Origin of the sequence: Pelagibacterium halotolerans (genome assembly GCF_044811015.1) — a bacterium.
Lineage (GTDB): Bacteria > Pseudomonadota > Alphaproteobacteria > Rhizobiales > Devosiaceae > Pelagibacterium > Pelagibacterium halotolerans_A.
This window is the reverse complement of record NZ_CP085243.1, coordinates 3,386,807-3,398,940: the sequence shown is the minus strand read 5'-3', so window position 1 is coordinate 3,398,940 and position 12,134 is coordinate 3,386,807. Positions and strand designations below refer to the sequence as shown.

General features: G+C 59.8%; 12 protein-coding genes. 4 read left to right on the top strand and 8 right to left on the bottom strand.

Annotated elements, in window-relative coordinates; genetic code table 11:
- A complete protein-coding gene (locus tag LG281_RS16380; RefSeq protein WP_404402575.1) occupies positions 1–1,329 on the bottom strand; it encodes an aspartate aminotransferase family protein in 1,329 nt (442 codons plus the stop codon).
- A gap of 208 nt (positions 1,330–1,537) precedes the next feature.
- Between LG281_RS16380 and LG281_RS16375 the strand changes: the two genes are divergently transcribed.
- Entirely contained in the window at positions 1,538–2,176 is a 639-nt protein-coding gene (locus LG281_RS16375; protein ID WP_404402573.1) for a TetR family transcriptional regulator C-terminal domain-containing protein, read from the top strand.
- Here LG281_RS16375 and LG281_RS16370 read toward each other — a convergent pair whose 3' ends face one another.
- From LG281_RS16370 to rirA, 6 genes are all read right to left on the bottom strand, one after another.
- Complete coding sequence (locus tag LG281_RS16370; RefSeq protein ID WP_404402571.1) at positions 2,177–2,548, bottom strand: DoxX family protein; 372 nt, start codon at positions 2,546–2,548, stop codon at positions 2,177–2,179. It abuts the gene before it with no gap.
- 106 nt (positions 2,549–2,654) lie between these two features.
- The gene (locus LG281_RS16365; protein ID WP_404402569.1) at positions 2,655–3,083 is read right to left on the bottom strand and encodes a DUF1353 domain-containing protein; all 429 of its coding nucleotides are present in this window, start codon (positions 3,081–3,083) and stop codon (positions 2,655–2,657) included.
- 90 nt (positions 3,084–3,173) lie between these two features.
- Positions 3,174–4,493: an NAD-dependent dihydropyrimidine dehydrogenase subunit PreA gene (gene preA / locus LG281_RS16360; RefSeq protein ID WP_404402567.1), complete on the bottom strand. Its 1,320-nt coding sequence runs from the start codon at positions 4,491–4,493 to the stop codon at positions 3,174–3,176.
- A gap of 9 nt (positions 4,494–4,502) precedes the next feature.
- Positions 4,503–5,849, bottom strand: a complete 1,347-nt coding sequence (locus tag LG281_RS16355) for an NAD(P)-dependent oxidoreductase (protein ID WP_404402565.1) — start codon at positions 5,847–5,849, stop codon at positions 4,503–4,505.
- A gap of 82 nt (positions 5,850–5,931) precedes the next feature.
- The gene (locus LG281_RS16350; protein WP_404402563.1) at positions 5,932–6,957 is read right to left on the bottom strand and encodes a sodium:calcium antiporter; all 1,026 of its coding nucleotides are present in this window, start codon (positions 6,955–6,957) and stop codon (positions 5,932–5,934) included.
- A 295-nt stretch (positions 6,958–7,252) separates the two neighbouring features.
- Entirely contained in the window at positions 7,253–7,711 is a 459-nt protein-coding gene (rirA, locus tag LG281_RS16345; RefSeq protein ID WP_404402561.1) for an iron-responsive transcriptional regulator RirA, read from the bottom strand.
- 231 nt (positions 7,712–7,942) lie between these two features.
- Here rirA and LG281_RS16340 point away from each other — a divergent pair, with 231 nt between their 5' ends.
- Together LG281_RS16340 and sseA are read left to right on the top strand one after the other, a co-directional pair.
- Positions 7,943–8,884, top strand: a complete 942-nt coding sequence (locus LG281_RS16340; protein WP_404402559.1) for a nucleoside hydrolase — start codon at positions 7,943–7,945, stop codon at positions 8,882–8,884.
- Between the two features lie 10 nt (positions 8,885–8,894).
- Positions 8,895–9,737 carry a 3-mercaptopyruvate sulfurtransferase gene (gene sseA / locus LG281_RS16335; RefSeq protein WP_404402557.1) on the top strand — a complete coding sequence of 281 codons (843 nt, stop codon included), beginning with the start codon at positions 8,895–8,897 and terminating at the stop codon, positions 9,735–9,737.
- Here sseA and LG281_RS16330 read toward each other — a convergent pair.
- Positions 9,734–10,885, bottom strand: coding sequence for a diguanylate cyclase (locus LG281_RS16330; protein ID WP_404402555.1), 1,152 nt, complete (start codon positions 10,883–10,885; stop codon positions 9,734–9,736). The two genes, sseA and LG281_RS16330, sit on opposite strands and share 4 nt — an antisense overlap.
- Before the next feature lie 442 nt (positions 10,886–11,327).
- On the opposite strand from LG281_RS16330, the gene LG281_RS16325 reads away from it, so the two are divergent.
- Complete coding sequence (locus LG281_RS16325) at positions 11,328–12,095, top strand: ABC transporter ATP-binding protein (protein ID WP_404402553.1); 768 nt, start codon at positions 11,328–11,330, stop codon at positions 12,093–12,095.
- Positions 12,096–12,134: the final 39 nt, after the last annotated feature.

Here is a 12,134-nt window from a genome sequence, read left to right as displayed (position 1 = left end):
TCAGTCCACCTCCCCGAGGACCGTACGGATCGTCTCAACGATGGTGTCGATGTGCTCTTTCTGCACGATCAGCGGTGGCGAAAGCGCGATGATATCGCCCGTCGTGCGGATCAGGACGCCTTTTTCATAGGCCTTGACGAACGCCGAAAACGCCCGCTTGGTCGGCTGGCCCGAAATCGGCTCGAGTTCGATAGCGCCGACAAGTCCGATATTGCGGATATCGATCACATTGGGTGCATCCCTGAGTGAATGCAGCGCATCCTCCCAGTACGGCCCCAACTCCGCACCGCGGGTTAGGAGCCCTTCCTGCTTGTAGGTCTCAAGAGTCGCAAGCCCCGCCGCTGCCGCGATCGGATTGCCCGAATATGTGTAGCCGTGGAAGAACTCGATCAGGTGCTCGGGTCCGGTCATGAAGGCGTCGTGAATCTTCGAACTCGTGAACACCGCACCCATGGGAATAACACCGTTGGTCAGTCCTTTGGCCGTGATCATGATATCCGGCGTCACCCCGAAATAATCTGCGCCGAACGGCGTGCCGAGCCGGCCGTATCCGGTAATGACCTCATCGAAGATCAAGAGGATACCGTGCTTGTCGCAAATCTCACGCAGGCGCTTGAGATATCCCGGCGGCGGAATGAGCACGCCCGTCGATCCCGCAACCGGTTCTACGATGACGGCGGCGATGGTCGAGGCGTCGTGCAGCGCAACAATGCGCTCAAGCGCGTCCGCCAGCTCCGCCCCATGCTGAGGCTCGCCGCGCGAGAATGCATTCTTCTCAAGATTATGCGTATGCGGCATGTGATCGACACCGCCGATCATGGTGCCGAACATCTTGCGGTTGGCGACGATCCCTCCCACCGAAATGCCGCCGAAATTGACTCCATGATACGCCCGCTCGCGCCCAATCAGCCGCGTTCGCGCGCCCTCGCCTTTGACTCGGTGATAAGCGAGCGCGATCTTCAAGGCCGTATCGACCGACTCCGAACCTGAATTGGTGAAGAACACATGGTCGAGCCCCTTGGGCGCGATATCGACCAGCCGATTCGCCAATTCGAACGCCTTGGGGTGACCCATCTGGAAAGCCGGCGCATAATCGAGTTCGGCAGCTTGTTTCTGAATCGCCTCAGTGATCAGCGGCCGGCAGTGCCCTGCGTTGACGCACCAGAGCCCCGCCGTGCCGTCGAGCACCTGCCGACCGTCGGCGGTCGTGTAATGCATATCCTTAGCGCCCACAAACATGCGCGGTGCGGATTTGAATTGCCTGTTGGCCGTAAACGGCATCCAGAAGGCGGAAAGATCATTCGGAATGGACGTGGCGCCCTCTGTCATATGCCCCTCATGCAAGACCCGCGCTGTGTAAAACGTCAAAAAACCGCGCGGTGGCCGGAAATTTTTTGACCGATTGGAAAAATTCTAGCACTCTGAATGCAAGGTTCAAGGCAATAATTTTGCCGCTGCGCTCCGACTAGCGGAATACCTCGCGCGCGGTTCGATATGAGGTTTGACGCGACGCCGATTTGGAGTCATTTGAGTTTTCATGAGCGCAGATACAGACACCAGCCGCCCAACCACCCGTATTCAGCGTGAGAAGCAGGAAGTGATTCTCGAGGCCGCCCTCGAAATCTTTTCCCAATACGGGTTCCGAGGCTCGACGATTGACCAGATCGCCGAGGCGGCCGGCATGTCCAAGCCCAACCTGCTTTACTACTTCAAGTCCAAAGAAGATATCCTTGCGCCAATTCTGGCGCGGATACTTGGTACCTGGCTTGAACCCTTGCGCGAATTGAACGATGAGGGCGACCCGCTGGCCGAGATCCAGTCCTACATCCGCCGCAAGCTCGAAATGAGCCGCGACTACCCGCGTGAAAGCCGGTTGTTCGCCAACGAGATGCTGCGCGGCGCGCCCGGATTTTCGGACGTTCTTCATACCGATTTGAAGAACCTGGTCGACGAGAAGGCCGAGATCATCAAGGGCTGGATGGCCAAAGGCAAGATCGCCAACTGCGATCCCTATCACCTCATTTTTTCGATCTGGGCAACCACACAGCACTATGCCGATTTCGACATTCAGGTGCGCGCCGTCCTGGGTAAAGAACGGGGCGGCGAAGGCCGGTTCGAGGATGCCGCCCGTTTTCTCGATCAGCTTTATCTGCATGGGCTGAGCCCGAAGAAATAGCTAGGTGCCCATTGCCAGAAGAAAGGCACCGAAAAGTGCGGTATTGGAAATGAAGGCGTTGACGTGGGCAAAACGCTCCTCGCCTTCATAATTCCAGTACCGGTGTACGATCAGCGTGGCCAGAAGTACGAAAAGCGCTAGCCCGGCAGCCGCATAGGAAGCGAAGAGCCCCACCGCCAGCGAGGCTCCGCCGATAATCTGCGTCGCAACGCCGATGATGACGCATAATCGTGCAAACGGAACGCCATGCGCCTCCATCACCGCTGTCAGCATATCGATGCTGCGCGTATTGCGCACCCCGGCCACGACAAATGCGCCCCCAAGCAACACCCGGGCGATGATAATGAGAATTGAAGTCAAATCAGCTGGCATCGAGGTCTCCTGTTCTTGATAGCCGTATGTCTCCACCTCAAGACGATCGAATTTCCCCGATTGCGACATGCATTCGGATAAAATTTAAGCTTCGGACGTCGAAAGCCTATTCCATCGCGGGCGGCACACCCGGCGTCGGCACACGAGCCACCGTCTCCGGCTCCGTGGTGCTGACGGTCCAGTTATTGGCAAACCGTACCGCGAGATACATGATGACTGCCTTCCAAGCAGGAACACCAAGTATGCGCATCGCTTCGTAAAAGATCGCGTCTGCAACGACGCGGGTAAACGCGCCGTCTTTCCAGACATAGAGGTAGTCGTGCAGCACCGCCGCCGCGGCATAGTCTGGATCGTGCGGCGGCAGGAGGCTCCATAGCAGCCGGGGAATGGACGCAAGATCGGTCATGAACCCGTCCGGCACCGTGATGGTGACTTTGGACCCCATGAACCCGACCTGATAGCGCACCGGCTGCACCAGCACGTATTTGCCCGTCCCGGGCGCCGGCATGAGGTGGACAGGATCTGTAAAGCGCATCGTCTTCCCTCCCTACTCCGAGTAAGAAGAGTGCCCGCGTTCGACGCGCCCCGTCAACGCAACCCTGCACGGCCCACTTTGACGTGTAGCCTATTCCGCCGGCTCGCCGACCTTCGCCATCGGATTGTTCGGGTGCGTCGTCCAGTTCGCATACTGATCTGAAACGCGGCTGCCGGTGCGCTCATCGACCTGCCCGGGTTCGAGCGGCTCCATCGTGATGCAGTCCTCGACCGGGCAGACATTGACACACAGATTGCAGCCGACGCACTCTTCGTCATTGACCACGAACATGCGCTTTCCATCGACCTCGTTGAAGATCGCCTGATGCGAGGTATCCTCGCACGCGATGTGGCAGCGCCCACAGGAAATGCAGAGGTCCTGATTGATCCGCGCCTTGGTGACGTAGTTGAGGTTGAGATACTGCCAGTCCGTAACGTTGGGCACGGCGCGCCCGACGAGATCGTCGACCGACGCAAACCCCTTTTCGTCCATATAATTCGAGAGGCCCGTGATCATCTCCTGGACGATTTTGAACCCATAGGTCATCGCCGCCGTGCACACTTGAACCGTGCCCGCACCGAGCGCCATGAATTCCGCCGCATCGCGCCAGGTTGTAATCCCGCCGATCCCCGAAATCAGCTTGCCACGCATCTCCGGGTCGCGCGCGATCTCCGAGACCATCGAGAGCGCGATGGGTTTGACTGCCGGTCCGCAATAGCCGCCGTGGGTTCCCTTGCCGTCGATCGTTGGTTCGGGCGCAAAGCTGTCAAGATTGACCGCAGTGATCGAATTGATCGTGTTGATCAGCGATACCGCATCGCTACCGCCATTAAACGCGGCGCGCGCGGGTTTGCGGACATCGGTGATGTTCGGCGTGAGCTTTGTGATGACCGGCATGCGCGTATACTGCTTGCACCAGCGCACCACCATCTCGACATATTCGGGCACCTGACCGACCGCCGAGCCCATGCCGCGCTCGCTCATCCCGTGCGGGCAGCCGAAGTTGAGCTCGATCCCGTCTGCTTCGGTCTCCTCGACCAGCGGCAAGATCGCCTTCCAGCTTTCCTCCTCGCACGGAACCATGATCGAGACGACGAGCGCCCGATCCGGCCAGTCGCGCTTGACCTGCTTGATCTCGCGCAGATTGGTCTGCAGGTCCCGGTCCGTAATGAGCTCGATGTTGTTCAATCCGAGGAGTCGCCGGTCCGCGCCCCAGATCGCGCCGTAGCGCGGCCCGTTGACATTGACGACCGGCGGCCCCTCTTCCCCCAAAGTTTTCCAGACAACGCCACCCCACCCGGCTTCAAAGGCGCGTACAACGTTATAGGCCTTATCCGTCGGCGGCGCCGAGGCCAGCCAGAATGGATTGGGTGATTTGATGCCGGCGAAAGTGGTCGTGAGGTCTGCCATTTTCCCCTCCTACGCGCCGAGGGCGCGGTTGATGCTCTCTGCTGCGTCGCGCCCCGCCGCGACAGCCGACACGGTCAGGTCTTCGCCCCCGGCAACGCAATCGCCGCCCGCCCACACACGATCGAGTGAGGTCCTGCCCTCGCCGTCCACCCGAATACGGCCGTTCTCGAGTGCGATGGCAGGCCCGCTCCCATTGAGCGCGGAAGACGCAAAGGTTTGCCCGATAGCCTTGAACACCTGATCGGCGGGCAGCGTCAGGATTTCACCCGTGCCGACGAGCTTGCCGCCTTCGATGGTCGTATATTCGAGCTCTATCCCTGTGGTCTTGCCATCCTGGGTGAGAACCCGCTTGGGCGCGAGCCAGTGCCGGATTGTGACGCCGTTCGCCGCCGCCAGGTCCTGCTCGAAGACTGAAGCGTTCATGTTCTCTTTGCCGCGCCGGTAGCAGACGGTAACGTCCTCCGCCCCTAAAAGCTTGGCTTGGACAGCCACGTCGATTGCGGTCATGCCGCCGCCAATGACCACGACCCGCCGCCCCACGGGCAATGTTGAAAGATCGGAGGCCTGGCGCAACTCGGCGATGAAATCCACCGCGTTGACCGCTGCATCCTCGCCTTCGGCGTGAAGGCCGTTGACCCCGCCAAGTCCCATGCCGAGGAACACCGCATCGTAGTCGGCAACGAGCCCGGAAAGTGCGATGTCTCTGCCCAGGGCCTTGCCGTTTTCAATCGCGATACCGCCGATTTCGATGAGGTAGTCGACCTCGACCTGGGCAAACCCGTCAACGGCCTTATAGGCGGCGATGCCGTATTCGTTGAGCCCGCCGGCCTTCTCGCGCGCATCGAAAACGGTCACGTCATGCCCGTACATCGCGAGCCGGTGCGCGCAGGCAAGACCCGCGGGCCCAGCGCCCACGACAGCAACGCGCTTTCCCGTCTTCGGTGCGCGCTGGTAAAATTGCACGTTCCGGGCGATCGCAACATCGGTCGCATAGCGCTGGAGGCGCCCGATCTGCACCGGCTTGCCCTCGGCGGCCTCGCGTACGCAAGCCTCCTCGCACAGCGTTTCTGTAGGACACACCCGCGCGCACATACCCCCCAGAATGTTCTGATCGAAGATCGTCTTGGCCGAACCCAAGGGGTTCTCCGTCGCGATCTGGCGGATGAACATGGGAATGTCGATCGCGGTCGGGCACGCCGTCATGCAAGGCGCATCGTAGCAGAAATAGCACCGGTCGGCCTCGACACGCGCTTCATGCTCGGTGAAGGGTTCGTGCAGGTCGGAGAAATTTTCGGCGTACTGCTCCGGATCGAGCCGTCCTGCCGCAACGCCTTTGGTGAACTGGCCAATAGCCATGCCAATACCCCCTCAGATATTCCACTGCAGGTGACGCTAGCGCGGAACCAATTTTTTATCAATCGGTAAAATTTTGAGACTGTCAGCCCATGAGGCTCTGCAGGGCAACGGCTCCGGCATAAATGACAATCAGTGCAAGGCTTTCCGCGCCGATCCGACCGGGACCACGGCGCTGCCTGAGGACGAGTCCGCCAAGCAGGATACCTGTCATCGCGATGCCGAGCGCGGCCCAGAAGAGGTCCCTTATGCCGATTGCGTGGTAGAGTGAGCCCGTGCTGTAAAAGACATCCGATAGCGGCAGGAACAGCATATCGAACATGTTGCCGCCAATGATGCCTCCGACCGCAAGCTGAAGTGCGCCGCGCTGCACCGCCGCGACAGTCGTCACGAGTTCGGGCATCGACGTGACCACGGCGGTCGCCAACGCGCCGACGAGACTCTCGGAAACACCAACCCTCTCGATGAACGCCGACGCCGACTTCGCGATGGCCCACCCCGCGCCGCCCATGATCACAACCAGCCCGATAAACACCGCGAAGAGATGCTGCGTGCTCATGCGCGGGGCATTCATATCCGCATCGTCCGGCTCGTCATGTCGCGTTTCGCGGGTCTGAACGGGCCTCCACATCGGCGCCTCACGCACCGAACGGCTCCCCGCAAGTCCGAACACGTAGACCACCGGAATGACAAGGGACGCGGGATGAACCGTCAGGATCGAAACGTCCGGTCCGGTATAGGCGAGGAAGGGAACCGCCAACAAAACAATGAGCACCAACCCCTGGAATATATTGGCAAGATCGGCGGCCGCATGCTCGAGATTCGCTTTGCGGTAGAACGTATCGGCGACAGCAAGGAACACGGTTTGTGCGGCAACGCCGCCAACACTGTTTGAAAAGGCAAGCGAAGCGCGCCCGTCAAGCGCGGCGGTGACAGAAACGATGGTGCCGCTGATCGATGTGGCTGCGCCCAGGAGCACCGACCCTACGAGCGCCTCGCCAAGCCCGGTGCGATCCGCGAGCCGGTCAGCAAGCCCGACCATCCGGATTCCCGAGAATAGGATAACCGCCGCTGCACCCATGAAAACGGCCAGCAAAGCCCAGATGGGCATAGCGCTCCACATCTCGCCTCTCCCCTATTGCGCGGGTAGCCATAGTCCGGCAGGCACCCTTAACATTCATAGCGCAAAATCACGGGATTTCGATGAGGTCCTGCTGCTGGCTGGCCGAGAAAAAGGCAAACAAAAATGACCCTGTATACGGCTTTGGCGCTCCGCATACAGGGCCAAGGGGCAGGCCTCACTCCTGCAAGACCGTGTGTAGCACCCTTAAATATGACTGTAAAGATCATATTTTGAGAAAACAAAAGCCCCGCAGCTTCGGCGAGGCTTCATCAACAAGCGTGAGCTAGTTCAGTTCCATTCCGCTGAGCATTTCGATGCCCAGCCGCGACCGCATGGCGCGGCGTTTGTCCGTAAGGTCGGCAATTGTATATGACCTCAATACCGAGAAGAACGCTTCCAGAGCCTCCGTAAGCGCTCCATTGAATTCGCAGCCCCCGACCAAGGGACATATGGTTTCCCCGCCTTCGAAGCATTCGGCAAGCGCGAAATTCTCTTCAGTGAGCTTGATGACGTCCAAAAGAGTGATTTCCGAAGCCGGCCGCGCAAGGCGAATGCCGCCATGGCGCCCGCGCACGGTTTCGAGCATCTGGTTTTCCACCAACGGCTTGATCAGCTTGAAAAGGAAGAGTTCGGAAATGCCGTAGGCTTTGGCGATATCGCTCACACGCGACAGTTCCGGCGTATTGATGGCACAATACATCAGCGTCCGGACCGCGTAGCTCGATTGGCGCGTGAGTCTCATTGGATAAGCCCCGTTTTTTATGTCGCCCGGCGCACAATGCGCGGACCTGATTCGACACTATGAACCGAACCATCGAGCTCATAGATTATAACAATTCTAAACTGTGTCAAGAAAAGCTGATGGTAGGCATCATGTTTAAATGCCTGTTCATATGTCCGTCTCCTCTTTCTTTTTAATCCTCCACCGGTAGGATCGCGCCGCTCTGTGCTTGAAACGAATAAAGAGACTCCCGTGCCCGAAAAAATCATCATCGACACCGACCCCGGCCAGGACGACGCAGTTGCTATTCTACTCGCACTTGCCTCCCCCGGGGATATCGATGTGCTTGGCATCGTCGCCGTCGCGGGAAATGTAAGCCTCGCGCAGAACGCAAAGAACGCGCTCAAGGTCGTCGAACTCTCCGGGCGCACTGATGTTCCGGTCTACGCCGGCTGCGCGCGACCGCTGCGCCGTCCGCTCGTGACCGCCGAACACGTGCACGGACAGACCGGACTGGACGGACCGGACCTGCCCGAACCGCAAAAGCAACTGGAGGAGATGCACGGTGTCGATTTCATCGTCGAAACGGTACTGCGCGAACCCGCAGGCACGGTGACGTTATGTGCGCTCGGCCCGCTCACGAACCTTGCAATGGCGCTCGTCAAGGCGCCCGAAATTGCAGGAAAAATCAAGCAGATCGTCCTCATGGGCGGGGCTTATTTCGAAGTCGGGAACATTACTCCGGCAGCCGAATTCAACATCTATGTCGACCCCGAAGCTGCCGATATCGTTTTCTCCTCTGGCGTTCCGATCGTGATGATGCCGCTCGACGTCACCCACCAGATGCTCTCGACCCATGAGCGCATCGAAACCTTCGATGGCATCGGCAACAAGACCGGCGCCGCGGTGGCCGCAATGCTCGGGTTTTCCGAGCGTTTCGACCTCGAAAAGTATAACTGGAAGGGCGCCCCGCTGCACGATCCCTGCGTCACCGCCTATCTGATCGAACCCGGAATATTCGAAGGCCGACAGTGCAATGTGGAGATTGAAACCTCGAGCGAATTGACACGCGGGATGACCGTCACGGACTATTGGCACGTCACCGACAGGCCGAAGAACGCGTTCTTCGTCCGCTCAGGTGATTCGGACGCCTTCTACGCCCTTCTAACCGAGCGACTCGCCCGGCTTCCCTAGGATTTCAGCGATGCCCCATTTCGTTTCCACCCAATGGCTGGCCGATCATCTCGATGACGACAATGTAACAATCGTGGACGGAACCTGGCACCTGCCGAACGCCGGACGCGACGCCCGTTCGGAGTTCGAAGAGAGCCATATCCCGGGTGCGGTTCATTTCGACATAGACGCCGTGGCCGATACGTCGCGGGACCTGCCCCACATGCTGCCGGATGCGGCGACATTCGGGGCCATGGCCGGCGCGCTGGGGATTTCATCGAACGCGACGATTGTGGTCTACGATGAATACGGCCTTTTCTCAGCTCCGCGTGTGTGGTGGACATTCAAAGTGATGGGCGCGCGCGAGGTGACGATTCTCGATGGCGGCGCCCCCAAGTGGCGCAATGAGGGACGTCCGCTTGAATCCGGTTGGTCCCGTGCTCCCGCAACGACCTTCAACGCACATCTCGCCGACGACGCCATCGCCGATTTTTCCGCGGTCCTCGAAGCATCCCGCGCCGGCACCGCGCAGATCCTCGATGCCCGCCCCGCCGCGCGCTTCGCCGGCGAAGCGCCCGAACCTCGCCCCGGACTCGCTTCCGGGCATATTCCGGGCAGCCGCAGCCTGCCCTTCATGGACGTGATCGCGGACGGTCATATCAAATCCGAAACCGACCTGCGCGCGCTCATCGCCGACGCGGGCGTCGATCCCGAAAAGCCGGTGATAACATCGTGTGGATCCGGCGTGACCGCTGCCGTTCTGGCACTGGCCCTCGATATGGTCGGGGCGCCAAAGGTTTCGCTCTACGATGGCGCCTGGGCGGAATGGGGCGCCCGCGAGGACGCGCCGGTGCAGAAAGGTACGGCGCCCTAAGCCGCGCTCGCCTTGAGCGGTGTCACCTTGTTCCGGCCATTGCGCTTGGAATGATAAAGCGCGTTGTCGGCCTTGCGCATCAGCGTGTCGAGGCTGATACCGGGCTTCTGTGCCGCAGCGACGCCTGCGCTTACCGTACAGAACACATCTTCGTTGCCAATCACGTGAGAGGTCCGCGCCATCGCGCTCCGGATTCGTTCCGCGACCGATAAGGCATCCGCCGGGCTCGTTCCGGGAAGAATCAACGCGAACTCCTCCCCTCCGAGGCGCACTGCAACATCGTTGGTGCGGGCGTTAGCCAAGATTAACTCCGCGAAACGCTCGAGGACCGTATCGCCGAAGTTGTGGCCGTACCGATCGTTGAGGGCCTTGAAATCATCGAGATCGAAAATGGCCAGTGCTGTGCCCTCCGGAACAGCATCATCCCCGAACCGTTCGAACAAGGCCCGGCGATTGTTGAGGCCGGTGAGCGGGTCGGTGAGCGCTTCAGCACGATGCAATCCCGCGATCCGCTCCTGGTGGACGGTGATCAAAAGCCCACCAATGCCGGTAATGGCAATGATCGCGCAAACGAGGTTCACCTTTTCCGCCCAGTTGTCGGGCATTCCTCCGGGCAGATAGAGCGGTGCCTCAATTACCGCCATGACGAAGCACAAGAAAAACGAAACTGCGACGGCAAAATGGAGCGCCGCGATCAACGAGATCGTCGCGATCGATTCGGTGCGCATGCGCCAGTACTGCCAGCCGATAAAGCCCAGCACGCCGGACGCGATTAAGTTGACGAGCCAGATGACCACCCCGGTGTACCCCAGCACAAACGCCGCAAGCATTGGTGCGGTCGCACCGATGGCGGAAAGCCAGACCAGGCGGACGGGAAAACCGCCGTCACGAAACTGAACCAGACCGCCATAGCTCATGATGAAACCCGTCGTCATCAACAGGCACCCTGCCAGCATCCACGCATCCGAAGCGCCCGAATCGTAAACCGCAAAGCTCGCAATCGCCGCAACGACAATCCCGATCGAAACCGCCCAGCTCGCGAGAAACCCGGAGCTGCGCTGCCGAATCCAGCTCATGGCCAGTGTGACGCATAACGCAGCACCCGCCGCGCCGACCGCGATCAGCACTGAAATATAATCAAAAACCATCCAACTGCCGGAAATGTTTCGCGTCCAGGACAAACCATATAGTGCGCGCGCCCTATCGTCCCGATATAGGACCAACGCTGGTATCCAAATCCTTTCGATGGCCGTTCGTCGCCCCGGAGACGAAAAATTATACCCTTGTTCATCCGGTTTTCCGGCGCAGCTTTCTTTTTCGCTTTGTGAATAGCCAAAAGTCTGATTTGCTTAATCCTTAGCCGTTTCGTGGCAACGCTCATGACGAGTTGGAAACGGTGGCCATGGGCAAGCATGGCCGAGGGAACATTCTCATGGCGGGGGTCGAACCGTTGCGGTGCGCCCCCAACCGGGCGAGAGTATCGCTGCGTGCGTCGGATTTAACCTCGCGCAGCAGCAGGGAAGGTGTACATCCCGACCATCGGCATTGGCCGGAGGCCGTGGTGCAACAACAAGGGGAAAACCCGCGCGCATGGTGCCGATTCTGGAGCTGAGGAACGTCCATAAGTCCTTCGGCGCGCTCGAAGTTTTAAAAGGTGTCACGCTCGAAGCCAAGCGTGGCGACGTCGTCACCCTGATCGGTTCGTCCGGATCGGGAAAATCGACCCTGCTGCGCTGCATCAATATGCTCGAAGTGCCAACCCAGGGCGCCGTCGCCATCGACGGCGAAGAAATAGCGCTGTCTCCCGAAGGCCCGGACCGGCACCCTCTCGACAGTCATCAATTGCGCCATATCCGGTCCGAACTCGGTATGGTCTTTCAACAGTTCAATCTCTGGTCGCACATGACGATTCTCGAAAACGTCATGGAAGCCCCGCTCAAGGTGCAAAAGCGCAAGCCCGACGAGGTGAGAACCCAGGCGCTCGAACTGCTCGACAAGGTCGGGATCGGAGACAAAGCCGACGCCTTCCCCGCGCAGCTTTCCGGCGGTCAGCAGCAGCGCGCCGCCATCGCCCGCGCGCTGTGCATCAATCCCAAGATCATGCTCTTTGACGAGCCCACATCGGCGCTCGACCCCGAGCTGGAGGCCGAAGTGCTGCGGGTCATCAAAATGCTCGCCGACGAGGGCCGCACCATGATCCTCGTTACCCACGACATGAAATTCGCCCGCGAAGTCTCCGACAAGGTCGTCTTCCTGCATCTCGGCAAGATCGAGGAGGAAGGCACCGTCGACGAGGTCTTTGGGGCCACCAAATCCGATCGGCTGCGCCAATTCCTGGGCGCCGCCGGTCACGCCTGACCGGGACGACCATCATGCAAAAAGGCAACCCGGTCTATT

What these genes read in the sequence shown, in the direction of transcription:
- LG281_RS16380 (WP_404402575.1), bottom strand. Translation starts at nt 1,329, where the DNA reads ATGACAGAGGGCGCCACGTCCATTCCGAATGATCTTTCCGCCTTCTGG.
- LG281_RS16375 (WP_404402573.1), top strand. Translation starts at nt 1,538, where the DNA reads ATGAGCGCAGATACAGACACCAGCCGCCCAACCACCCGTATTCAGCGT.
- LG281_RS16370 (WP_404402571.1), bottom strand. Translation starts at nt 2,548, where the DNA reads ATGCCAGCTGATTTGACTTCAATTCTCATTATCATCGCCCGGGTGTTG.
- LG281_RS16365 (WP_404402569.1), bottom strand. Translation starts at nt 3,083, where the DNA reads ATGCGCTTTACAGATCCTGTCCACCTCATGCCGGCGCCCGGGACGGGC.
- preA (WP_404402567.1), bottom strand. Translation starts at nt 4,493, where the DNA reads ATGGCAGACCTCACGACCACTTTCGCCGGCATCAAATCACCCAATCCA.
- LG281_RS16355 (WP_404402565.1), bottom strand. Translation starts at nt 5,849, where the DNA reads ATGGCTATTGGCCAGTTCACCAAAGGCGTTGCGGCAGGACGGCTCGAT.
- LG281_RS16350 (WP_404402563.1), bottom strand. Translation starts at nt 6,957, where the DNA reads ATGCCCATCTGGGCTTTGCTGGCCGTTTTCATGGGTGCAGCGGCGGTT.
- rirA (WP_404402561.1), bottom strand. Translation starts at nt 7,711, where the DNA reads ATGAGACTCACGCGCCAATCGAGCTACGCGGTCCGGACGCTGATGTAT.
- sseA (WP_404402557.1), top strand. Translation starts at nt 8,895, where the DNA reads ATGCCCCATTTCGTTTCCACCCAATGGCTGGCCGATCATCTCGATGAC.
- LG281_RS16330 (WP_404402555.1), bottom strand. Translation starts at nt 10,885, where the DNA reads ATGGTTTTTGATTATATTTCAGTGCTGATCGCGGTCGGCGCGGCGGGT.
- LG281_RS16325 (WP_404402553.1), top strand. Translation starts at nt 11,328, where the DNA reads ATGGTGCCGATTCTGGAGCTGAGGAACGTCCATAAGTCCTTCGGCGCG.